This window comes from Acinetobacter sp. YH12064, assembly GCF_013419735.1.
Classification (GTDB): domain Bacteria; phylum Pseudomonadota; class Gammaproteobacteria; order Pseudomonadales; family Moraxellaceae; genus Acinetobacter; species Acinetobacter amyesii.
Genome location: NZ_VOZP01000006.1, coordinates 119215 through 142042, shown reverse-complemented (window position 1 = coordinate 142042; position 22828 = coordinate 119215). Strand labels below are relative to the sequence as shown.

Below are 22828 nucleotides of genomic sequence, written 5' to 3'. Positions count from 1 at the left end.
TTGTACAAATCATTGTGAAAATTATTCAGTTAGCTATTATGTAAACGAAAAGTCACTTTTGAATAACTTATTTCTTACAGTTGATAATAACGGAAAAACCATTATATTAAATAATGATGGCACTACGATTAATAATTGCTCGATTAGAGAAAATGCTCTAAAAAATGTGATAAAACCAATTGAACCGATTTTAGATAATATAAACTTAGCTGCCGATTCTTTATTTAAATTTAATGGTGGCAAATTAACCGATTTACTTCCTGCAGGTAAATCAAGTTTGAATGAACTAGCAACTAAACTTAATAACCAATATGCACGTATTGATATGATTAAGCTTACCGGACATACCGACCGTTTAGGCAGTGAAAAATATAATCAGCAACTTGCATTGCAACGTGCACTAACTGTCAAAAATTACTTAATGAACCAAGGGATTGCTGCTGACAAATTAAGTTTCGCTTCAGCAGGTGAAACTCAGCCTGTAACCAATAGTTGTTTTGATGTTCAAGATCGAAATACCTTAAAAGCTTGCTTACAAGCAGATCGTCGTGTTGACGTCCAAATTCTTGGTATTAAAAAGCCTTAAATAAGTCCGCGTTCCTTAAGCCGACTAGTGTTTTAAGGAACGCTTTATATAAAAAAGATAAAATCTATTTCTTCGGACTTTTAAGCTTGAACGCGTTAAAATGCCTTTGAGAATTTTGTGCTACTTTGAAATGAATCATGACTTTGAGCACCACCAGCCTTCGTAAACAACTCCGTAAGCAGCGTCGTAGCCTAAACCTATGGGAGCAACGACAAGCTGAACAACAAGTCCTACAGCGCTTAATCAGACACAGTTATTTTAAGCGCAGTCAGCATATAGGCGTTTATTTACATGCATTTGGTGAAATTCACACTCAAAAGATCATCCACTACTGTTTTGCGCATCAAAAACACGTGTATTTACCCATGATTTGCAACATGAATCAGCAACTGGTTTGGGTTGAAATCTCACGCCATCAATACATTAATAAACGTTTTTCTCATCACCCGCTCGGTATGAAAGAACCGATGGCAAGCCGCGGGAAGCATGTTTCTCACCTTGACCTTTTAATCATGCCCTTACTCGCTTGCGACAAGTACGGCACACGTATTGGTATGGGGGGTGGCTTCTACGATAAAACATTAGCGACTGCCCACTCTACCCCATACCGTTTAGGACTTGGCCATGATTTTCAACTCATTCAAGACTCTTTGGTTCGAGAAGCATGGGATCAACCGCTAGATGGATTTATTAGCCCATCTCAAACTTTAAGTTTCAAACGTTAATTTGATATTTTTGACACTGAGTTACACTTAAAAATCACATATTTAGTCATTTTTTACACATTTTAATTGGCATGACCCTTGTAATTTAAAAAATACACATCACTATAAAAAACATGGCAACACCGTTGTCACTCATTAGGAGTGCCCATGTCTGAGATTATTATGAATGAAGAAAGCTTGGAAACTACAATTCCGAGCGTATTACCGCTCTTAGCGCTACGAGATGTGGTTGTATATCCTCACATGCAAATTGCACTGTTTGTGGGTCGTGAAAAGTCGATCAATGCAGTCAATGTCGCACGTGACAGTGACAATCTTGTATTCGTAGTTGCACAAAAAGATTCGCTAACAGAAGAAATTGATCACGACAATTTATATCAATACGGTACTGTCGCGAAGATTGTGCAAGTTGTGAATCATGAGAATGATGAAAACTGTATAAAAGTACTGATTGAAGGCTTATATCGTGCCAAGTTAGAAAAAATTATCGATGCCGATAATTACCTGACTGCCGAGCATTCATTAAGCCCAATGACGGTTTCTGTAGACTCAGAAACTCAGAATAACCGTGTGGAAGAATTACGCACCTTATTTGCTCAATATGCAGAAGCAAAATTGCGTAACGCACGTGAATTGATTGCAGCAGCCAATAAAATTGATGATTTGCTACAATTATTATTCTTCGTAGCAACACGCGTGCCTTTGAATATTGATGTAAAGCAAAAATTCTTAGAGCATGATGAATTTGAAGCGCATTTAGCTGAGCTCATGACGTATTTATTACAACAGTCAGAAGAGCAGCAAATTGAGCAAACCTTACATGATTCTGTGAAACGCCAAATGGAAAAGAATCAGCGTGAATACTTCTTAAATGAAAAAATGAAGGTCATTCAACGCGAACTTTCTGACATGAATGGCGGTGGTGAGGATGACGTTGCAGAAATTGAAAAACGTCTAGCTGAAGCCGATTTACCTGAACATGTACGCAAGAAAGCTGAAAATGAGTTCCGTAAGCTAAAAGCAATGCAACCTGCTTCGAGCGAAGCTGCTGTCGTGCGTAACTATCTAGAAGTTATTTTAGATACGCCTTGGAACAAAGCCAGCAAAGTCAGCATTAACCTTGCGAAAGCTCAAGATATTCTTGATGCCGATCACTATGGTTTAGACGACGTGAAAGACCGCATTGTGGAATACCTTGCTGTTCAATCACGTGTAAAAAAACTTCGTGGCCCAATCCTGTGCTTAGTTGGTCCTCCAGGTGTAGGTAAAACTTCACTCGGTGAATCTGTTGCCAAAGCAACTGGCCGTGAATTTGTCCGTATGGCGCTTGGCGGCGTGCGTGATGAAGCTGAAATCCGTGGTCACCGTCGTACTTATATTGGTGCGATGCCAGGTAAAATTGTGCAGTCTTTGACAAAAGTTGGCGTAAAGAACCCACTGTTCTTACTCGATGAAATTGACAAAATGGCGCAAGACTACCGTGGCGACCCTGCTTCAGCATTGCTTGAAGTCTTAGATCCATCACAAAACAGCAAGTTCAATGATCACTACTTAGATCTTGATCTAGACCTTTCTGAAGTGATGTTCATCTGTACTGCAAACAGCATGAATATTCCAGAAGCTTTGCTTGACCGTATGGAAGTGATTCGTCTACCGGGTTACACCGAAGATGAAAAAGTGAATATTGCTGAACGTTACCTTGTTCCAAAAGCCATCAAGAATAATGGTCTACGCGCAAAAGAATTAACCGTTCACGAAGAAGCCATTCGCGATATCGTACAACGTTATACACGTGAAGCCGGTGTGCGTAGCTTAGAGCGTGAAGTGTCGAAAATTGCGCGTAAAGTCGTGAAAGAAGCGGTGAGCAAGAAAGCGAAAAATCTTCAAATTGAAGTGAATTCGAAAAATCTTCCTGACTACTTAGGTCCACACAAATTCGACTTCGGTATGGCCGAAGAAGAAGCTGAAGTGGGTCGTGTAAATGGCTTGGCATGGACATCTGTTGGTGGTGAACTACTGACGATTGAAGTTGCAGCAGTTAAAGGTAAAGGCAAGTTCATTACCACCGGTTCTCTTGGCGATGTCATGAAAGAATCGATCACAGCAGCGATGACCGTTGTACGTACCCGTGCAGATGAACTGGGTATTGAAGCGATTCGCTTTGAAGAAACAGATGTGCATGTGCATTTACCAGAAGGCGCAACACCGAAAGATGGTCCATCTGCTGGTTTGGCCCTGACCACTGCTCTGGTTTCAGCGTTTACAGGCATTGCGATTCGTCCAGATATTGCGATGACAGGTGAAACCAGTCTTGGTGGACGTGCAATGCGCATTGGTGGTTTAAAAGAAAAACTTCTCGCTGCTCACCGTGGTGGCATCAAGCTTGTCTTTATCCCACAAGACAATGTTCGTGACTTGGCTGAGATTCCAGACAATGTCAAAGAAGGTCTAGAAATTAAACCAGTAAAATCAATTGATGAGATTTTACCTCTAGCCTTGGTTGATATGCCGAAACCTCTTGCAAAGACACCGATTGTCAAAGCAACTGAAGGTGGCAAAGCTGCTCGTCACTAAGCGCTAGCAACTCGCAATAAATGAAAAAAAGCCCTGTTTCAACAGGGCTTTTTTTATTCATGCTTTCAACTAAATATTCGAAAAATTTCATTCAAATCCTTCGCTATGATAAGACTCAAGAAAACAGCTACAACTTTTGATTGGATTACTATTTCAAATTCGACATCAAGATCAATAATAGCCAATAAGAAAGTCTTACAAAATTTGAATGCTATTACTTGAAATATCGCCCTCTATCCCACATATATAGTAGAGAGATATACGCGCTGTATGTTTCTTTATTGGTTCCAATCACGTCTAAAAGCGTGATGATCATTGGAACAAGATGGTCATCTACATCTCCAGGTAGATGACCTTTTATCGCAGTCCACAGGCTTTCGGGGCTGCGTTTTTTATGTCATGTTTTTAAAGACACTCATTTCAAATTTAAGATGGTTTTTACTAAACCATCGATCACTTGAGCCATTTTGTCTAAGTTTAATTTATCCAGGGTATCTTGCTCAGTGTGATAGTGCTTATTACGATAAAATGCCGTATCAGTGATCATCATCGCCGGCATATCAAATTGCCAATAATTCATATGGTCTGAAAAATCCACACCCTGAATAAATGAAGGTGAAATCAAGCGTTCACATTGCAACTGCTTCAATGACTCCATCGCAGCACAATACGATGAGGTTAAGTCACGAGACTGAATATTCCCCACCGATGCAATAAAATTCGTATGTGATGGATAAATCCATTTCAGCCCAACAGGATATTCTTGGGTGACTTTGGGATCAAAATAACCAATCATTTCCAGAATATACACACCTGAAATTTTATCCTTTTCCTTTGCTACCGATTTTGCATGGATAAAACTGCCCATCGACTCTGTTCTAAAATATGGCGGTTCTTCGAGGGTATAAAATACAAATTCAATATTTTGTTTTAAACGCGCTTTTTCAGCCGAAAGAATCCTAGCAGCTTCGAGTACACCTGCAACGCCAGAAGCATTATCATCAGCGCCATGCTGCTCCTCAAATACATCATAGTGCGCGCCAATGATCACTCGGTTGCTATGCCCTGCATTTAAGGGACAAACCACATTACGGTATGGTTGGCTATTTACGGTATAGGTTTGAAAACGACAATTCACACCAAATAAACGCATCTGCTCACGAATCCAAGCAGACACCCGGTTTAACTCTTGAATATTCTTATAGTTACGATATTCAGCTTCATTACCAATAATTTGCTCTAAATAGACTTTTAAATTATCCGGTTCAGCCGTTCTAATATTGTTGGCATACGCCGCAAATGAACACAATGCAAAAATTGAAAGCATTGCTGCTTGCTTGAGCAAAAATAATTTACCGTCCTGCCATGTTTTTTTCATTGTTATTATTCCAATTTTCATCTTTGATCTAATCTGTTTATGCTGCGTATTTAAACAGCAAGCAGAACACGATTTCAATTGCAAATTGTGTCTTAACATACAAAGCGCAAGCGAACCGTTATAATGCTCTTTTGTATACTTTCAGGCGCTGTATGAAAATTCGTATTCTGACAATCGGTCAAAAAATGCCAGCATGGGTTCTGACGGGTTTTGAAGATTATTTCAAACGTATTCAGCCATTTGTTCAAACGCAAATCATTGAATTACCTATGGCTAAACGTGGCAAGAACGACTCAGAAGCCGACATTTTAAAATACCGTCAAATTGAAGGTGACAGCATTTTAAATGCCATGAAATCGAATGAAGTGCTGATCGCCTTAGAAGTCGGTGGTCGAGAGTTCAGTACCGAAAAACTAGCTGAAACCATGAAAGGTTGGATGCTTGAAGGCAATGATGTGGTTCTAGCTATTGGTGGGCCAGATGGACATTCTGAAGCAGTACGTAAAGCAGCAGCATGGCATTGGTCTTTGTCTAAACTGACTTTGCCGCATCCTATGGTTCGTGTCATGCTCATCGAACAGCTATACCGTGCAATGAGTATTAACCATAATCACCCTTACCATCGTGCGGGTTAATCCGAACTAACATCCAGCATATATAGCAGTTACAGCGTTGCAACAATGAAACAAACCGTTGAAATTATCCGAATTGTTACGCTGAATAATTTAGTGCATGATCATCATATTCCTTTAAACAACCAACGGCGACCGCGATGAATTTACAAACACTTCCAGGTTTATTTATTTCCCATGGCTCACCTATGCTTGCCATCAATCCTGAACAAGTCGGTCCTGCGTTGGAACGTTTAAGCCTGAATCTTCCCAAACCTAAAGCTATTATTATCATGTCCGCGCATTGGGAAAGTAACGCACTAGAAGTAAGTACCAGTGCCCGTCCTGAAACTTGGCATGACTTCCGTGGTTTCCCTGCGGAACTTTATGATATTCGTTATCCAGCACCGGGTAACCCAGAGCTTGCAGAAGAAATCCTTCATTTGCTTGCCAATGCAGGATTATCGGCACATGCCAACAGCACTCGTCCACGCGATCATGGCGTTTGGATGCCGTTATTGCATATGTATCCTGATGCCGACATTCCTGTAATTGAAATATCACTGCCGATGACCATGTCTGCGCAAGAGATCTATAAAATTGGACAAACGCTTGCACCTTTACGTGACAAGCAAATCCTGTTGATTGGATCGGGCAGTATTACTCATAACTTACGTGAATTGGCTTGGGATGGACGTGCAGCAGCCGTGCCTGAATGGGCGTCTACATTCCGTAATTTTGTGGTCAATAAGCTCACTCATCAAGATTTTGATGCAGTTCTCGATTGGCAAAATATCCCGTTTGTACAACGTAACCATCCGACCATTGAACATTTTGCACCCATCTTCTTTGCGATGGGTGCAGGCCCTCGCTTCTCTATTGTTCACAGTAGCTTTAGTATGGGTTCACTGGGTATGGATATTTATCGTTTTGATTAAACGTGAATAAAACGAAATAGTTTGACTTATTCATAATTTATATTAATAAGTTAACAAATTATTATTTATGGATACATTTTGCTACTTATTTGAGCTGAATGTATTCATATTTTTTTAAAATGAATGGGTTATGCTACAGGCTGAAATTCACTTAGAACAGTTAGCGTAATGAAATTAAAATATTTAGCGATCGCCCTCTTCCCTTTAGCCCTTGCAGCATGTCAATCAAGCGATATCCAAAAAGCTGGAGATTTAGCCGTGAGCGTATTACAACAACAAAATGCTGATAAAACTTTAGCTTCATATCAATGGAGCACCACCACTGAAAATGCACCAAAACCTTTAGTTTTAAATTTTATAGAAAATGGCACTTTGGGTATTTCAACCAGCTGTAACAGCATGTCAACCCAATGGAAAGTGGAACACAATACACTTGTAACAGGCAACATTGCATCTACCATGATGGCGTGTCCTGATAATGCGATGAAACAAGAAGGACTTGCATCTTCACTCTTTATTGACCGTAAAGCACCTTTTGTTTTAAATACTACAGATCCACAAAATCCAACGTTAACCATTATCTCTGCAACAGGTGAGAAACTGGTGTTCACTGGAAAATTAACACCTGAAACCCAATATAACTCACAAGGCGAAACGATTTTCCTTGAAGTCAGCCCTGAAACGAAACAATGTACAGGCGTTGCTCCACAAACTTGTTTGCAAGTACGTGAAGTGAAGTACGATGAAAAAGGCCTAAAAACACAAGTTGATAAAGACTGGACCTTATTTTACGATCAAATTGAAGGCTTTAAGCACACTCCTGCAGAACGCCAAATTATTCGCGTAAAACGTTTTGAACGTAAAAACCCTGCTGCTGACCAATCAAAATATGCCTATATTTTTGATATGTCAGTCGAACGTGAAGCCGTAAAAGGTACGTTGTAAGTTACAGCCGATAAAAAACCGAGGTCATCGCCTCGGTTTTTTTATATCTACACAACCGCAAACGCTGATTGGATATGCATAGTATTGAAATCACGATGTACTGTTCAGCCAACGCTTTAGCGATGTTAATCTAAAGCTCCTTCTTGCAAATTACTGAATTCATCCTGACGAATCGCAATCAACAGACAGATATTTTTAAGCATACAGCGAATTACCCATTGACGCGATTTTGAAGCAAAACAATTAACTCAAAAGACGTGGGTTCTCGTAGAAAATAAGGCTTTACCCGCCCAAATAACTCTCAAATTAACGATGGCAGTATGACATTCTTAGTGGCTGTAATTACATTGGCCACAATTATGATGTAGAAAAGCATACTTTGCGTTTTATAGGAGATGTAGGGAGTACTCTGAAGTTCTGCACACAGTTACATCAGCTAGGGCTTCATATTAAACGTTTGCTCGACCAACCCTTAAATTTTCACTTCAGTGTTATGGATAGCGAAATCCAACTTACCCTGATGAGCACTAATTAACAATCCAATATATTCCACACCATTAAGCCATAAAAAAACCGAGGCTTGAGCCTCGGTTTTCAGTTCAACTTACGGAGAACTTAGTAAACGCCTTGAGCAAGCATTGCGTCAGCAACTTTTACGAAGCCTGCAATGTTCGCACCGTTTACATAGTTCACAGTACCATCTTCTTCAGTACCGTATTTCACGCAGTTGCGGTGAATTTCTTTCATGATCGCGTGTAGACGCTCGTCAACTTCTTCGAAAGTCCAACCCAAACGAATTGCGTTTTGAGACATTTCAAGACCAGAAGTTGCAACACCACCTGCATTTGAAGCTTTACCTGGTGCATAAAGAATTTTCGCTTCAACGAATTTCTCAACTGCAGCCAAAGTAGATGGCATGTTTGCGCCTTCAGCAACACAGATTACGCCATTAGCAAGAAGAGCTTCAGCATCAGCTTCATCTAATTCATTTTGAGTTGCACATGGCAGTGCGATATCACATTTGATTGACCAAGGGCGTTGACCTTCTAAATATTCAAAACCGTGCTTAGATGCAAATTCAGAAATACGGCCACGCTTAACGTTTTTCAATTCCATTACTTCAGCAAGAAGTTCAGTTGTGAAACCGTCTTTCACGTATACAGTACCAGCTGAGTCAGAAAGTGAAACCACTTTCGCACCTAAGTACATTGCTTTTTCAGCAGCGTATTGTGCAACGTTACCAGAACCCGAAATCGTTACAACTTTATCTTTAAAGCTATCGCCACGAGTTTTTAGCATTTCCTCAGCGAAATACACAGTACCGTAACCAGTTGCTTCAGGACGCGCAAGTGAACCACCGAAAGTTAAACCTTTACCAGTGAACACACATGCTGTGTCATTGCTTAATTTTTTCATCATACCAGCCATGTAGCCAACTTCACGGCCACCTACACCGATGTCACCCGCAGGGATGTCAGTGTTAGAACCAAGATGACGGTATAATTCGATCATTAATGCTTGGCAGAAACGCATGATTTCGCCTTCAGATTTACCTTTAGGGTCAAAATCTGAACCACCTTTACCACCACCCATAGGAAGTGTAGTTAAAGCATTTTTGAAAGTTTGTTCAAAACCTAAGAATTTAAGAATTGAAAGGTTCACTGATGGGTGGAAACGCATACCACCTTTGAATGGACCAATTGCTGAGTTGTATTGAACACGGAAAGCACGGTTAACTTGAGTTTGACCTTTGTCATCTACCCATGAAACACGGAACTGAATTGCACGCTCAGGCTCAACAAGACGTTCTAGCAAACCGTAGTCAGCATATTGTGGGTTCTTTTCGATGAATGGCCAAAGGCTCGTCATCACTTCTTCAACAGCTTGAAGAAATTCAGGTTGATGTTCATCACGTGTTTTAACGTAGTCTAGGAAGTCGTTAAGGCTGTTATATTTCAACACTTAATCCTCAGCAGATGTATGGATCAAAATTGATCACAATTTTGATCAAAGATATATTTTGGCGCAAAATATTAAATATCTTTTGTAACTAATCAGCAATAGTTTTTTTAAAAAATCTTTAAATTCTTTAAAGAACAGCGATTTAAATTGATTACTCAGATATTTTAGTTATAAATATTATTACTTTTAGGAATATTTTAATGAATTATTTTGCTCGTTTATGATGCATCTATAGACCCATTTTTGCGCACAGCAATTCATACTGAAACATGCTAGAATTCAACGTCCTCTTTGGTTTTTCTCTGCCTTCATTTGTACTCGCGACTACCCATGACTTCTGAAATTTCCCTCATCCAACAAATTGATGCCCTATTGCCACAAACTCAATGTGGACTTTGTGGACACCGAGACGGCTGCTTACCCTATGCCAAAGCCATCAGTGAAGGAGAAGAAGCCAATAAATGTATACCCGGTGGTCAACCTGTGGCAGATTCACTAGCAGCGTTATTAAATCGTCCACACTTAACAGCAGAAGCCAGCGTTTGGCCAATCCAAAGTGATGGACGCCCGCAACGGGTTAAAGCTGTGATTCGTGAAGATGAATGTATTGGTTGTACCAAATGTATTAGTGCCTGCCCTGTTGATGCCATTATTGGCTCAGGCAAATTGATGCATACCGTCTTGACGGATTTATGTACGGGCTGCGAACTCTGCATTCCACCTTGTCCAGTGGATTGTATCGACCTTGTCGAAGAGCTTGATCAAGTGCCATCTGAAGCCGTTCGAATCGCAGAACAGAATGATTTACGTCGCCGCTACTATGCACATATTCAGCGTGAGGAAAAGCGCCGAATTCATCGTAAAGGCCCTATTGTACGCGCAGAAATTGATACGGAACTTTTTGCCCAATTTTCGACCCAGACAGACTCGGTACCGGTCATTGAAGTCGTGGAAAAACCTGCTACGCCAGTCGTTCAACTCGATGCAAAAACTACGATTGAACTTGCCAAAATTCGTACACAAATTAAGAAATTAGAAAAACAACTGAGTGTTCGAGACGATGCAAAAAAACGTGAATTACTCCATACGCTCACGCTACAACTAACACAACTGCAAGGGGGTTAATTATGGCGGTTAAAAATATGACTAAGAAGCAAATTCAAACTTTTTTTGAACGCTTACGTGAGCAACGCCCCAACCCGAAAACTGAACTCAATTATAGTAGTCCATTTGAACTTTTAGTGGCTGTTACCCTATCTGCTCAGGCCACAGATGTCAGTGTCAACAAAGCCACAGACAAGCTTTTTCCAGTAGCAAATACTCCTGAAGCTATTTATGCGTTAGGTGTTGACGGACTGAAGGAATATATCAAGACCATTGGCCTGTATAACTCAAAAGCGGAAAATGTCATTAAAGCCTGCAAGATGCTCATTGAGAAGCATAACAGTATCGTTCCGAATAATCGTGCAGATTTGGAAGCCTTACCCGGTGTCGGTCGTAAAACTGCAAATGTGGTGCTGAATACTGCTTTTGGTCAACCAACCATGGCCGTTGATACGCATATTTTTCGTTTAGGTAATCGTACAGGATTGGCTGTCGGCAAAAATGTTTTGGAAGTCGAACACCGACTCGTCAAAGTCATCCCCAAAGAGTTTATTGTTGATTCACATCATTGGTTGATTCTGCATGGGCGTTATACCTGTATTGCCCGCAAACCCAAATGCAATGAATGTATCGTGTCTGATGTATGTAATTGGCCTGACCGTTTTGACTTTGGCGCATTAAGACCGATTAAAACCACCCAAATTGAAGATTAATCTCTTCAATTTCGGGGTAGATGGAATTTGTATAAATCAATTGATCGAGTTGATGCTTAATTTTTATCTTGTTCTTTGTTTTTTTTATCAAACTCTTGCTGCAGCTTTGGATGTAAGCGATATTGCTTCGGGTTCAATTTAGCTTGCTCTGCTTCTTCCACTTGCACCTTACGCAACATTTTAAAGCTGACAAATAATAAGCCCAATAACACCGCCACAGCGATGATGACCATTATAACCAAAGCAAATTTCATAACAGATTCGCCCTAAAAGCCACATAAAAAAAGAGCCCCACTATGCAGTAGGACTCTTTGATTGTCAAAAATTCAAAAAAGTTGAATTATTTAGACTGATCTAAAATCGCGAACAAATCAGTTTGAACTTGATCGATTGGACGAAGACCATTTAATTTGTCATAAGTCGGTGCGTTTTCGCCAGAAGCTGCACGACCTTGGTAGAAACCAACCAATTGCTCAGTTTCAGCGTGGTAAGAACCTAAACGCTTACGAATTGTTGCTTCTTGGTCATCCGGACGTTGAACAAGGTCTTCACCAGTTTCGTCATCTTTACCTTCCACTTTTGGTGGGTTGTAAACGGTGTGATATACACGACCAGATGCAGGGTGTTGACGACGACCAGATAAACGTTGAACGATTTCTTCGTCAGGTACATCGATTTCAATCACGTGATCGATGCTGATCCCTTCGTTTTCAAGCGCTTCAGCTTGTGGAATCGTACGCGGGAAACCGTCAAAAATACAGCCGTTGACACAGTCAGGTTGAGCAATGCGTTCTTTTACAAGACCAATAATAAGCTCATCAGATACAAGGCCGCCATTATCCATGACGCTTTTAGCTTGTAGACCTAATTCAGTACCTTCACGAATCGCAGCACGGAGCATATCACCGGTTGAAATTTGTGGGATATCGTAGCGCTTACAGATCAACTGAGCTTGTGTCCCTTTACCTGCTCCAGGTGGTCCGAGTAATATAATGCGCATAAAAAAACATCCTCATTTTAAACATTGTATATGACGCTATGTAGTGATCTAAACCCAAGATTCAGATCATCTTCCAGCATCTAATTATAAGAAAGCCACAAACAAATGTATTGTACCCGCGATAAAACCGGTTACACCACCCAAGACAATTAAAATCCATTCGTCTTCCTGAAATGCAGGACGTAATAGATTTTGAAATTCTTTCGGTGTTAGCTCACGAATACGGTCTCTAAACATTTGAAAGATTTTCTGTGCACGGCTCGCATTAAACGCAGGGTCGCATACAGGCACCATCGTAATTTCAATTGAGCGATCGATCAAGTCTGTCTTGAGTTTTGCGTACTCTTTTGGACCTAAAGACAACTGTAATGAGGTACGAACCAGTGGAGATTCCATAATTTCATTAATATGACGTTTCACAATGCGACGGGTCTTATCTTTCTTCCCGCCATACATCATTTCGGTCATGATGGATTTTAACGTAATTAGGTCTTCTGTGACTACACTTGCGAATACATCCGAAACTTCTTCTTGGCGTTTCATAAACGCCCCTTGAACATTGTACGTTCCAATACGTGGAATCACAGGTTTAATCCAAGGGAATTTACGATCTTTAGTTAATTCAAATAATTGCAAATACTTAACAGGGTGCGGCTCAATGGGATTAAATACCATCCAGATGGCAATCCAGTTGGTCAAAAAGCCCCAGATTGCTGCCCAAAATGGAACCGTCCAATGCCAAGGCACCACAAACCAAACGATCATCTGGAAGATACCAAAGAACATCCCAATCAAGGCACTGATATGCCAAATAAAGTTGATTTCTTTTTGGCCAACTTTAAGGAACATCCGCACCATCAAGAGACGATCTGCTTCCATTTGACTCACCACCATTTCACGCATATCAACAAGTGACTCTACGTTCATGGTCAGTTCGGTCACGAGTTCTTTTAAGGTATTTGGTAGCTGTTTGTGTGCTTGGGCATAAATACGACGTTTAATCGAATACGGTAGGTTTTCCCAAAGCACCGCATTTCGGTCTAGCATGACTTCATCAATCAAATGTTCAAGCTCAAAGCCAACTTGTTCACCAATGATGCGCGCCATGTCCTCAGGATCCATTGCATCCAAAAACTCACGCAAGGAACCCAATTTAGACAATGTATTATCCGTAATAATGCCAGAAATACGTCCAGCTTTTCTTGGCACAATCCCCTGCCATCCCACGGGTAATGGACCTAAATGGAATCCCCAGAAAGTAATAGGGTAAAACACCATTTTCAGTGCCATCCAAACGTGTGCCCAGGTAACGAATGCGGTAACGGGGATAATACTCAGCACAGCCCAAAAATCGGGACGTTGCAAAAAGGTTTGCCACAATTCGTTAACGTACTCAAGCATGCATAACTTCCATATTTAATTTTATTCAGTGAGTGCGGTTATAAAATAAAGTTGATTATTTTCACTACAAACCAAAACTTAAAGTATATGAGATTTGTAGTCTCGGTTCGGTTTCCACAATCACATTACCTGATTTGTCTTCTAATTTTTCACCCGCACCCAAGCCTACACTAAACGTACTAATACGCTCGGCACTCAACATCACATAAGCAAGATCGATACCACCACCTAAACGCGCTTCATCTTCACCATCTACTTTCTTGGAGTCGATGTGGCCCGCATAAGCTCCGATATAATAACCATTTTTATCTTTGCCAGTGAAATGAACTGGGTAACGAAAGCCGACTTGCCCACCAGGTGTTTTATCATCGTTCAAGAAAACACCAGCTTTTGCATAGGCAATGCCATATGGGTTTACCCACTCACCATTCACGTGAATAATTTTTTGAGTAAAACCTGCTCCAACATTCCATGGTTGATAACCCTTACCTGTTAACTTTGCCTCAGGTAAAAATGAATTGTCATTGGCATGTGCGATGCTTCCGAGCATCATAAATGCAAGCAATGGATATAATTTATTCATTGTTTTCACAAACTTCCTTAGTATTATTTTTTGGAATATTCCTTTTTTATACGTTTCGACTTTAGCAGAATAATATGAACTGTTATACACAAAGCCCCATATTTTTCATGTCTGCAAAGTCAAAATATAGACTGCAATCACAGCAGAGTCGTTTTTATTTATCAAAAAAATGTCAGTTGCGCTAGAATATGCCTCTTCCGTTATTTTAGCTCTCAGTCTTTAAGTCGATCGCGTATGAAGCAGCATTATCCTTTAAAAAATGTCCAGCAAGAAAAGCGGATTTATCGTAATCGCGTAGTGATTTCGATAGGGATTGTCTCCTTCTTTATGCTGTTGCTTGTGGCACGTTATGCATATTTGCAAATCAAGAGTTATGAGACCTTTTCGACTGCTGCAGATCAAAACCGAATTCGACTGCAACCGCTTGCACCCTCACGTGGTTATATCTATGACCGTAATGGCGTGTTATTAGCCGATAATTATCCGGTTTTCTCAGCAACCATGAGTCGTGCGGATGTTGAAGACATTGATGATACGGTAGAGCGCCTAACGCCTCTGTTAGAACTGACTGATGAAGACATCGAACGTTTCAAAAGTCGGATTAAAACCTCTAAAAAGACTGAACGCGTTTCGATTAAACTGAATTTAAATGAAAATGATATCGCCCGTTTTAGTGAGGTGAAATATCAATTCCCGGGTGTCAATATAGAGACCCAAATGACTCGCTACTATCCACATGGCGAACTGTTTGCCCATGTGATTGGCTACGTAGGTCGTATTAATGACAAAGAACTAAAAACGATTGATAAAGATTTATACGCTGGCTCAAACCTGATCGGTAAAATTGGCGTTGAAAAATCATACGAACAACTTTTACATGGTATGCCGGGAAATGAGTCGGTTGAAGCCGATGCCTTTGGTAATGTGTTACGACATCTAGGTCGTAAAGATCCGATTCGTGGTAATGACTTATATTTATCCCTAGATTATGGACTGCAAATGGTCGCGTCAGAGCAGCTTGCAGGTCGACGTGGTGCAATTGTTGCGATTGACCCACGTACTGGAGAAATTCTTGCTCTCGTTTCTAGTCCAAGTTTTAATCCTAACTTATTTGTTACCGGGATTAGCAGCAAAGATTATTCTGAACTGCGTGATAGCCTCGATCAGCCATTATATAACCGTGCCGTGCAAGGGGCTTATCCACCGGGTTCAACGATTAAGCCAATGTTTGGTCTAGGTGGTATTCATTATGGTCTAGTGGATTGGAGTACTGCCATTTCAGATCCGGGCTATTTCACGCTTCCGGGTGACAGCCATCGTTTCCGTGACCACAAAAAAACTGGTCATGGCTCAGTTAATTTACACAAAGCTCAAGTCATTTCCTGCGATACCTACTTCTATGTCTTGTCCTATCGCATGGGCATTGAAAAAATGAATACTTGGATGCGTCAGTTTGGTTTCGGTGAAAAAACCGGTGTAGATTTACCAAGTGAAAGTACGGGGCTATATCCAAATCCTGAATGGAAGCTCCGCACACGGAAGTCCAACTGGCTTAAAGGTGAAACCATTTCTGTCAGTATTGGTCAAGGTGCATTTACAGCAACACCATTACAACTGGCGATGGCGACTGCTATTACCGCCAATCAAGGCTCTCATGTTACACCTCACGTTTTGCGTGAAAGTAAAGGCGCTAAAGTCCACAAAGTACATAACGCCCCGAATGGTCGCATTCAATTTAATGGTAAGCCAGATGATTGGATCAAAATGCGTGATGCCATGATTGATGTGGTTCAAACAGGGACCGGTCGTGGTATTCGTACCCCAATGTATCAAATCGCAGGTAAAACAGGCACCGCACAGGTTAAAAGTATTGCCCAAGGTAAACGCTATAACGAGTCCTTATTGACAGAGCGTCAGCTTGACCATGGTTTATTTGTTGGTTTTGCCCCTGCGGAAAAACCTGAAATTGCGATTGCCGTCGTTTGGGAAAATGGTCGTCACGGTGGTTCTGCTGCTCAAATTGCTAAACCAATGTTTGACTACTGGTTATTAACACGTAAAAAGAATCCAATTCGTCCTGCAGGCCATCAAATTAGCGGTGGTCTCATGACTGCGGGTCTAAAACCGAGTGAATTACCAAGCGGCTCGAATATTTTATCTGCCGATCCAAATGCAACCCCAACAGCTCAGCAGAACAACAGTGCAACTCAACAATCGAATACTGCAAATACCCCACCTCGTGCTGCCAGTGCAGCACATGCAACCGATGAGGAATAATTCATGAAAAATCAATTAAGAATCATTGGGGGTGAATGGAAACGCCGTCAACTGCCTTTTGCCAGTATTGATGGTTTACGCCCTACACCTGACCGTGTGCGCGAGACATTATTTAACTGGCTCATGTGGGATGTTCAAAATGCCAAAGTTCTCGACCTTTGTACAGGTTCAGGTGCTTTGTCATTTGAAGCACTCTCACGTGGTGCAGCAGAAGCTGTTTTAATTGAACCTGATCGCACCCAAGCGAAGTTTCTCATGGACAATTTAGAACTTTTAAGAGTTAGCAAACAACGTGTGCAACTCAAAAACATGACGGCACAACAAGCCATTCCTAACTTGAAAGACCAATTTGATCTGATTTTCTTAGATCCCCCTTATAGTCTTGATTTATGGCAGGAACTTGCTGAATTGGTCGATCCGTGCATTGCAGACAATGGTTTAATTTATATCGAAGCTGATCGTGATCTTGCTCAGTTAAAACTCCCGAGCAGTTGGCAGCAAATTAAACAAACCAAAGCTGGAACGGTGCGTGCAGGCTTATATAAAAAGGCTTAATGTAGATGCACATAAAAAAGGACGCCAATGCGTCCTTTTTTATTACTTGAAAATCATTAAACCTGTGGTCGAAGTGGACGCTGGCTGTTAAATCCACCTGTGGTTTTAACTTTATCCACGTGCGTCACTTTTGGACGTTGTTGCTGTGGTTTTTGCTGCTGGGGCTTGCTTGTATTGGGTTTAGCCGAAGTCTGAGGCTTTGAGCTTGGACGATGCACATTTGACGGATGCTGAGATGAAGGATTCTGTACATTCGGGTTATGCGCATTTGGTTTATATATATTGTCTGGACGGTTATTCGAATTCGGTCGGGGTGAGTTTGGTCGATGTTGCGGGCTATTCACTCGACCATATGAGCGGTCATAACGCTGACTTGAGTCATAGCGCTGACCGTATGAACCACCATATTGACCTGAATAACCATATTGATTTGCATAACCATATTGATTCGATTGGTATCGGCCATCATCAAATGGCGCTACGACACACCCTGTAAATGTAATTGCAACCACAGATAGCAAAGCAACTTGTTTAAGCATGTGTAGCACTCCTCTTTGATGAAGAGCATTTTCACTTATCGAAATAAATTTAATTGGAAGTCTGTGTACATCTGCTGTATTTAAATATTCATGTTCTATTCATGATTTGATGTCCAATTTTGCTACATTTACTCAGTCAGCCACATTTATATAGAAAAATTCACTACAATAGCGCCACGTATTTCAAAGCTGTAATTTAATGACTTGGCTGATTTTTATTCTTGGTGCCATCTTTGCGGGATTCGTACAAGGATTAACAGGGTTTGCATTCGCCCTTATCGCAATGTCATTTTGGGTTTGGATACTTCCCCCGCAAATAGCAGCACCCTTGGTCGTCTGCGCTTCAATTTATAGCCACTTCATTTCATTATCATCAGAACGCAAAAGCATTCCGATCAATAAAAAAATCATTTATACCTATTTAATTGCAGGAATTTTAGGTGTGCCGCTAGGTACCTATTTATTAGACAGCATTAATCCAGATACATTTAAATTGGTTTTGGGCGCTTTTTTAATGTTTTGGTGCCCAATTTTATTTTTTAATCCAAAATTTTCATTCATCCAAAAGACAGGGAAATGGGCGGATTCTAGTATCGGATATACTGCTGGAATCTTGGGTGGTCTTGGAGGCTTTTGTGGTGCATTACCATCTGCATGGCTCATGCTGAAAAATACACCCAAAGCAGAACAACGCTATATTTTGCGACATTTCAATTTAGCTATTCAGCTCGTCACACTCATTAGCTACCTATTACAAGGAATCATCCATCGTGAACATCTGCCCTATTTAGCCGTGCTTTTGGTAATTATGGCTTTTCCCGTGATTTTTGGTGCCAAACTTTTTTATCGTATTTCAGAAAGCCAATTTAAGCATATCGTGTTAGGGCTATTATTTTCTTCAGGCTGCTTCTTGGTGACAATGAGTATCTTAAGCTGATAACTCAAAACCTAAAGATATTTATCCAAGTCATTCTAGAAAAACCCCTTCTAAGTTAGATATTCACATCTTGTAACAATGACATAGTTCACATTTAAATAAAAATTAGCCAAATGGTAAAAAAGTAATTAATTTTTCTGACGAATATTAATAGAATATTGCACCTCATAATTTTGCTTAAAATAAAACCATGAAAAAGTTCATCCTGCTTGCAGGTGTAACTGTGCTTAGCGGCTGTATGTTTGGCACGTCCAGCGAAATTAAAAAAGCTGAAAAACTACTCTCACATTTTCAATGCAATAATATTGAAAGTTCACATATGACTCATAGCTCGATTACAACTTTCCATGAAGAAAAACTAGCATCAAGCAAACAAAAAGTCGTGTCTTATATCGATAGCTATAAGCAAGGCGAAAAGTTATTTCGTATCCCGCTCATCGATGTGGTTGACCAGCAATACATTATTTATAAGGCGGCATGTCAAAATCTGGGCGGTATCCATCCCGATTTTAATGATTAAATTCAATATAAAAATCTAAACAGAATCATTTAAACGTAAAAAAAGGACAGCCCATGCTGTCCTTTTTTATTGGATTGTTGGATTAGTGATAGCGTGTATCGACACTGAATTTTTCAGGAAATTTGGCATGTATTTGCGCGTAAAAATCCATGATTTCCGCCATATCTTTTTCATAATCGCCTGTAGGATAAACAATTTTACCCACACCCGTTTTTTTCTGCGCATAGTCCATATAGGCTAAAGCAATCGGCACACCTGCTTGCATGGCAACATGATAAAAACCGGTTTTCCACTTCTCTTGTTTGGCGCGTGTCCCTTCAGGCGTTACCAACATGACTAATTTCGGATGATGCTTAAATAAGTCAGCCATGAGCTCAACCATACTTTGACGTGCTTCACCATCTTGTTTTGGACGACGATTAATACCAATTCCGCCCATTGCACGTACAAAAGGCCCAAACGGGAATTTCATATAACTGTCTTTAATCGTGATACGAACATTTACCCCTAAAGCTTTCAGGGCAAGGCGCGCATAAAGTGCATCCCAATTACTGGTATGTGGCGCTGCAATCATGACACATTGGTCGATATTTAAATCCCAATGATTATCAATTTGCCACCCCATTAAGTTCAGACTTTTTTCCGCTGTTTTTTCAAACACAATTTGCACCGACAGTTTTTTCTATGCCGCAGAGTTTAACAACGCAAAATAATTATAAAAGCCTATATTGTTTAGTTATTCACCAATTAATATATAAATGTCCTTTAGCGTTCACTTTTAGGTAAATCACCAATATTTCACTATTTACGAATTTTAAAAATCAAATGTCTGTTTTGATGTATTAACCAAACACACAATTGTTAACAGGAATAAGCTATTTTTCTTGAGCAATAAAAGTCACGCTTAGCATTATATTGGGTACATACGGTGTATAAATCTCATGAAAAAACTAATGCTCGCTCTCTGTATGGTCAGTGCAACCTTAACGGCATGTTCAAAAACCAGCAATGAATCTGAAACCGCTATACCACCAGATAATAATGTCATTGCGAATACAGACGCTGCCTCAGAAAGTCCGATTGCCACAGGTGATAACACCGAAAATGCACTTGATTGGGCAGGTGAGTATAAAGGAATTCTACCTTGCCATGATTGCAAAGGGATTAAAACTGAACTTGAACTCAAACTTGATAAGAGCTATGAACTCAGCCAAGAGTTTTTAGGTAAACCTGCGAACACTGAAAATAAAGTGAAAGGCAGTTTTAAGTTCTTGCCAGATCAACCTGGAATGATTCAACTTGATTCCGAGGGCGACAATCGAATTTACTTTGTAGGTGAAAACTTTATTGAACTTCGTGGTGATAAAGGTGAAAAATTGGAAATGCCTGAAGTAAATCTTAAACTCACCAAAAAGCTTGATTAGCGTTTTATTTAACATTTGTAGTCATATATTAGTCATAAAAAATCCCCGCAAAAGCGGGGATTTTTTGTTTAATCCAAATGTACCAACGGGTTAATTATTTTCCGCCAAATACATAAGAAAGACCTACACGACCACCAACTTCGCTACCACCTGCAACACCGATTGCAGCGCTAAGTGAAGTACGGCCATCAGCAAATACGCTTGCAACACCTAGAGCACCAGCAGATTCACCTTCGTAGTGACCAACACCACCAAATACTGCAAATTGACCTGCACCAATGTTAGGAATTTGTTGTTGAGCAGCTAAAGCAATTGCAACACCACGGTAAGCTTTTTCTTCAACTTCGTTCACACGTGAATTTAATTGATCAACACGTGAATTTAAGTTAGCAGCAGTAGTATTGAATTGAGTTAAACGAGCATCAACTTCAACAATTTTAGAGTCTACTTCAGCAACTTTAGCATCGATAGCTTGAGTTGCACCACCAACAGCTTCATCTACAGAAGTTTTGATGTTGTCAACAATACTTACACCACCAATTTGATAGTCAGCAGCATTAATTACACCTGTAGTATTGATACCACTCGCCGTAATTTCTGTCTTTTGAGTACCGTTAGCATCTGTTTTTACAACTTCAGTACCATATTTATTAGAACCGTCTGCATTTTTACCGATTACACCAGTAGAAACTGATTGAGAAGTTTCAGTTGTCGGTGTAGCACTGAAAGTTTTGTTAACGTCAGTAGTATTAGCACCAGGAGTTGTAATACCTGCTTTTACTTGCTCTTGTTGTAAAGTTGCAACAGATTCACTGTAAGTTACATTTTTGTTAGTAACTGTGTTGTGAACTTTAGATGCATTGTAAGTACCTGAAGCGTATTCAGCTGTACCCGTTTTAATATGGCTACCAGCGACTGGAGTAGAACCAGTCCATTCAACTAGGTCTGTACCATTTGCAGTAATTTCGTAGTATTTGGAAGCCAATTCACGACCAGCATCGTTATTGTAAATTTCTAGAACACGTTTACCATCAACATCGTATTCACGAGTCTTTTGAACGCCGCTTGCTTCAGCTTTAACAAGAACTGAACTTGCTACGCTACCGTCAGTTTGTAACGTACCTTTGTTAGAAAGGTCAGCTAGAGCAATACCATTACCAGTAAGCATTGTTACATTGTTGTTATCACGAGCACTTACACCGTAAATGTTTTTAGATGGATCAAGGTACGGATCTTGACCATTGATTCCGTTTGAGTAAGAACCAGTGTTTGCAATGATACCTGATTGTACATAACGTACTTCAGTTGCAGATACGTTAGCATCACCGAAACTACCTGCTACACGTTCTTCAGTACCAGAACCATCTGGAGCAACGATTACACCGTTAACACCACCAGCATTCAATACATTACTACCTTGGTAACCGTAAAGAACATGTTCACCATTCACAACTTTGTTTTCAAAACCAGTTGTTGTTGTGCTACCTGTTACACCAGCGATCTGACCACCTTTAGTCAAGGTATTTACATCAACGCCTTGAGTGTATTGAACCAATGCATCACCTTGCTTAGTGAAGTAACCAGAAGATTCACCAGTTTTAGGATTTACGAATTCATAAACTGTAGCACCATCAGCGCCTTTATATTTGAACACGTCATAAGTAATCGCAGTACCAGCACCAGTTGCATTACCTACTGATTGTGAACCTAGATCGATACCAACGATTTCATTTGCACCATTAACTAGATTTGATAATTCAGGTAAGTAGTCTGAAGTTACACGTGTATTGTAGCCGACATTATTATTATAAGTAGTTGCCAATTCACCGTGAACAGGTGCATAAACATTACCATTAACACCAACTTGAGTACCGTTAGCATCATAAATTGCATAACCGAAGTCACTGTTAATGTATTTATTATTAACAAGATCTTCAGTTACTTGAACTGGAATAGCTTGTTGTGAAACAACTGCTGCGTTTGCTGATACTGCTACTACTGCCAAGCTTGCTGCTAGAAGTGATTTCTGAAATTTCATACAAATTCCTTCAATTTT

At 40.3% G+C, this 22828-nt stretch carries 22 protein-coding genes; 13 read left to right on the top strand and 9 right to left on the bottom strand.

The genetic code is table 11. From position 1 onward, the window contains the following. The first annotated feature begins 58 nt into the window (after positions 1-58). The 3 genes from FTU13_RS07845 (at position 59) to lon (ending at position 3885) form a co-directional block, all read left to right on the top strand. Positions 59-586, top strand: coding sequence for an OmpA family protein (locus tag FTU13_RS07845; protein WP_180035387.1), 528 nt, complete (start codon positions 59-61; stop codon positions 584-586). 137 nt (positions 587-723) lie between these two features. Continuing rightward, a complete protein-coding gene (locus FTU13_RS07840; RefSeq protein ID WP_180126577.1) occupies positions 724-1311 on the top strand; it encodes a 5-formyltetrahydrofolate cyclo-ligase in 588 nt (195 codons plus the stop codon). 147 nt (positions 1312-1458) lie between these two features. Further along, the gene (lon, locus tag FTU13_RS07835) at positions 1459-3885 is read left to right on the top strand and encodes an endopeptidase La (RefSeq protein WP_180107599.1); all 2427 of its coding nucleotides are present in this window, start codon (positions 1459-1461) and stop codon (positions 3883-3885) included. Between the two features lie 415 nt (positions 3886-4300). Here lon and FTU13_RS07830 read toward each other — a convergent pair whose 3' ends face one another. After that, a complete protein-coding gene (locus FTU13_RS07830; RefSeq protein WP_180126579.1) occupies positions 4301-5263 on the bottom strand; it encodes a M20/M25/M40 family metallo-hydrolase in 963 nt (320 codons plus the stop codon). Between the two features lie 152 nt (positions 5264-5415). On the opposite strand from FTU13_RS07830, the gene rlmH reads away from it, so the two are divergent. The 3 genes from rlmH (at position 5416) to FTU13_RS07815 (ending at position 7757) form a co-directional block, all read left to right on the top strand. Then, positions 5416-5898 (top strand): 23S rRNA (pseudouridine(1915)-N(3))-methyltransferase RlmH, encoded by a 483-nt coding sequence (gene rlmH, locus FTU13_RS07825; protein ID WP_078189858.1) that lies wholly within the window; start codon positions 5416-5418, stop codon positions 5896-5898. Positions 5899-6035: 137 nt separating this feature from the next. Beyond that, positions 6036-6812: a dioxygenase gene (locus FTU13_RS07820; RefSeq protein ID WP_180126581.1), complete on the top strand. Its 777-nt coding sequence runs from the start codon at positions 6036-6038 to the stop codon at positions 6810-6812. A 168-nt stretch (positions 6813-6980) separates the two neighbouring features. After that, positions 6981-7757: a DUF4377 domain-containing protein gene (locus FTU13_RS07815; protein ID WP_180126583.1), complete on the top strand. Its 777-nt coding sequence runs from the start codon at positions 6981-6983 to the stop codon at positions 7755-7757. Between the two features lie 615 nt (positions 7758-8372). On the opposite strand, the gene gdhA is transcribed toward FTU13_RS07815, so the two are convergent. Then, the gene (gene gdhA, locus FTU13_RS07805; protein WP_227591817.1) at positions 8373-9719 is read right to left on the bottom strand and encodes an NADP-specific glutamate dehydrogenase; all 1347 of its coding nucleotides are present in this window, start codon (positions 9717-9719) and stop codon (positions 8373-8375) included. A 330-nt stretch (positions 9720-10049) separates the two neighbouring features. On the opposite strand from gdhA, the gene FTU13_RS07800 reads away from it, so the two are divergent. Then, a complete protein-coding gene (locus FTU13_RS07800) occupies positions 10050-10844 on the top strand; it encodes an RnfABCDGE type electron transport complex subunit B (protein ID WP_180126585.1) in 795 nt (264 codons plus the stop codon). A 2-nt stretch (positions 10845-10846) separates the two neighbouring features. After that, positions 10847-11536, top strand: a complete 690-nt coding sequence (gene nth / locus FTU13_RS07795) for an endonuclease III (RefSeq protein WP_180079050.1) — start codon at positions 10847-10849, stop codon at positions 11534-11536. 56 nt (positions 11537-11592) lie between these two features. On the opposite strand, the gene FTU13_RS07790 is transcribed toward nth, so the two are convergent. The 4 genes from FTU13_RS07790 to FTU13_RS07775 all read right to left on the bottom strand — a co-directional run bounded on the left by FTU13_RS07790 (position 11593) and on the right by FTU13_RS07775 (position 14520). Further along, positions 11593-11790: a hypothetical protein gene (locus FTU13_RS07790; RefSeq protein WP_180026662.1), complete on the bottom strand. Its 198-nt coding sequence runs from the start codon at positions 11788-11790 to the stop codon at positions 11593-11595. Positions 11791-11876: 86 nt separating this feature from the next. Continuing rightward, positions 11877-12536: an adenylate kinase gene (gene adk / locus FTU13_RS07785; protein ID WP_078189866.1), complete on the bottom strand. Its 660-nt coding sequence runs from the start codon at positions 12534-12536 to the stop codon at positions 11877-11879. 84 nt (positions 12537-12620) lie between these two features. Further along, positions 12621-13937 carry a hypothetical protein gene (locus FTU13_RS07780; protein ID WP_168378316.1) on the bottom strand — a complete coding sequence of 439 codons (1317 nt, stop codon included), beginning with the start codon at positions 13935-13937 and terminating at the stop codon, positions 12621-12623. Between the two features lie 64 nt (positions 13938-14001). Continuing rightward, a complete protein-coding gene (locus tag FTU13_RS07775) occupies positions 14002-14520 on the bottom strand; it encodes a hypothetical protein (RefSeq protein ID WP_078192958.1) in 519 nt (172 codons plus the stop codon). A 234-nt stretch (positions 14521-14754) separates the two neighbouring features. Here FTU13_RS07775 and mrdA point away from each other — a divergent pair, with 234 nt between their 5' ends. Then, entirely contained in the window at positions 14755-16797 is a 2043-nt protein-coding gene (gene mrdA / locus FTU13_RS07770) for a penicillin-binding protein 2 (protein WP_180126587.1), read from the top strand. A 3-nt stretch (positions 16798-16800) separates the two neighbouring features. Then, positions 16801-17352: a 16S rRNA (guanine(966)-N(2))-methyltransferase RsmD gene (rsmD, locus tag FTU13_RS07765; protein WP_168378319.1), complete on the top strand. Its 552-nt coding sequence runs from the start codon at positions 16801-16803 to the stop codon at positions 17350-17352. 56 nt (positions 17353-17408) lie between these two features. Here rsmD and FTU13_RS07760 read toward each other — a convergent pair whose 3' ends face one another. Then, entirely contained in the window at positions 17409-17891 is a 483-nt protein-coding gene (locus tag FTU13_RS07760; protein WP_180126588.1) for a hypothetical protein, read from the bottom strand. A 199-nt stretch (positions 17892-18090) separates the two neighbouring features. Here FTU13_RS07760 and FTU13_RS07755 point away from each other — a divergent pair, with 199 nt between their 5' ends. Beyond that, positions 18091-18828: a sulfite exporter TauE/SafE family protein gene (locus FTU13_RS07755; RefSeq protein ID WP_180126590.1), complete on the top strand. Its 738-nt coding sequence runs from the start codon at positions 18091-18093 to the stop codon at positions 18826-18828. A gap of 190 nt (positions 18829-19018) precedes the next feature. After that, the gene (locus FTU13_RS07750; protein WP_180126592.1) at positions 19019-19348 is read left to right on the top strand and encodes a hypothetical protein; all 330 of its coding nucleotides are present in this window, start codon (positions 19019-19021) and stop codon (positions 19346-19348) included. Positions 19349-19430: 82 nt separating this feature from the next. Here FTU13_RS07750 and FTU13_RS07745 read toward each other — a convergent pair whose 3' ends face one another. Then, positions 19431-20009: a 1-acyl-sn-glycerol-3-phosphate acyltransferase gene (locus FTU13_RS07745; protein ID WP_171262613.1), complete on the bottom strand. Its 579-nt coding sequence runs from the start codon at positions 20007-20009 to the stop codon at positions 19431-19433. A 280-nt stretch (positions 20010-20289) separates the two neighbouring features. Here FTU13_RS07745 and FTU13_RS07740 point away from each other — a divergent pair, with 280 nt between their 5' ends. Further along, positions 20290-20772 (top strand): copper resistance protein NlpE, encoded by a 483-nt coding sequence (locus tag FTU13_RS07740; RefSeq protein WP_180126594.1) that lies wholly within the window; start codon positions 20290-20292, stop codon positions 20770-20772. Positions 20773-20866: 94 nt separating this feature from the next. Here FTU13_RS07740 and FTU13_RS17450 read toward each other — a convergent pair whose 3' ends face one another. After that, positions 20867-22810, bottom strand: coding sequence for a YadA C-terminal domain-containing protein (locus FTU13_RS17450; RefSeq protein WP_257226705.1), 1944 nt, complete (start codon positions 22808-22810; stop codon positions 20867-20869). Positions 22811-22828 lie beyond the last annotated feature (18 nt).

Bases quoted from the DNA above. Each gene is read 5' to 3' on its own strand.
- FTU13_RS07750 (WP_180126592.1), top strand. From the start codon at position 19,019: ATGAAAAAGTTCATCCTGCTTGCAGGTGTAACTGTGCTTAGCGGCTGT.
- FTU13_RS07780 (WP_168378316.1), bottom strand. From the start codon at position 13,937: ATGCTTGAGTACGTTAACGAATTGTGGCAAACCTTTTTGCAACGTCCC.
- FTU13_RS07840 (WP_180126577.1), top strand. From the start codon at position 724: ATGACTTTGAGCACCACCAGCCTTCGTAAACAACTCCGTAAGCAGCGT.
- FTU13_RS07740 (WP_180126594.1), top strand. From the start codon at position 20,290: ATGAAAAAACTAATGCTCGCTCTCTGTATGGTCAGTGCAACCTTAACG.
- FTU13_RS07800 (WP_180126585.1), top strand. From the start codon at position 10,050: ATGACTTCTGAAATTTCCCTCATCCAACAAATTGATGCCCTATTGCCA.
- adk (WP_078189866.1), bottom strand. From the start codon at position 12,536: ATGCGCATTATATTACTCGGACCACCTGGAGCAGGTAAAGGGACACAA.
- FTU13_RS07775 (WP_078192958.1), bottom strand. From the start codon at position 14,520: ATGAATAAATTATATCCATTGCTTGCATTTATGATGCTCGGAAGCATC.
- FTU13_RS07790 (WP_180026662.1), bottom strand. From the start codon at position 11,790: ATGAAATTTGCTTTGGTTATAATGGTCATCATCGCTGTGGCGGTGTTA.
- FTU13_RS07820 (WP_180126581.1), top strand. From the start codon at position 6,036: ATGAATTTACAAACACTTCCAGGTTTATTTATTTCCCATGGCTCACCT.
- lon (WP_180107599.1), top strand. From the start codon at position 1,459: ATGTCTGAGATTATTATGAATGAAGAAAGCTTGGAAACTACAATTCCG.
- FTU13_RS07815 (WP_180126583.1), top strand. From the start codon at position 6,981: ATGAAATTAAAATATTTAGCGATCGCCCTCTTCCCTTTAGCCCTTGCA.
- rlmH (WP_078189858.1), top strand. From the start codon at position 5,416: ATGAAAATTCGTATTCTGACAATCGGTCAAAAAATGCCAGCATGGGTT.
- nth (WP_180079050.1), top strand. From the start codon at position 10,847: ATGGCGGTTAAAAATATGACTAAGAAGCAAATTCAAACTTTTTTTGAA.
- FTU13_RS07755 (WP_180126590.1), top strand. From the start codon at position 18,091: ATGACTTGGCTGATTTTTATTCTTGGTGCCATCTTTGCGGGATTCGTA.
- FTU13_RS07760 (WP_180126588.1), bottom strand. From the start codon at position 17,891: ATGCTTAAACAAGTTGCTTTGCTATCTGTGGTTGCAATTACATTTACA.
- FTU13_RS17450 (WP_257226705.1), bottom strand. From the start codon at position 22,810: ATGAAATTTCAGAAATCACTTCTAGCAGCAAGCTTGGCAGTAGTAGCA.
- mrdA (WP_180126587.1), top strand. From the start codon at position 14,755: ATGAAGCAGCATTATCCTTTAAAAAATGTCCAGCAAGAAAAGCGGATT.
- rsmD (WP_168378319.1), top strand. From the start codon at position 16,801: ATGAAAAATCAATTAAGAATCATTGGGGGTGAATGGAAACGCCGTCAA.
- FTU13_RS07830 (WP_180126579.1), bottom strand. From the start codon at position 5,263: ATGAAAAAAACATGGCAGGACGGTAAATTATTTTTGCTCAAGCAAGCA.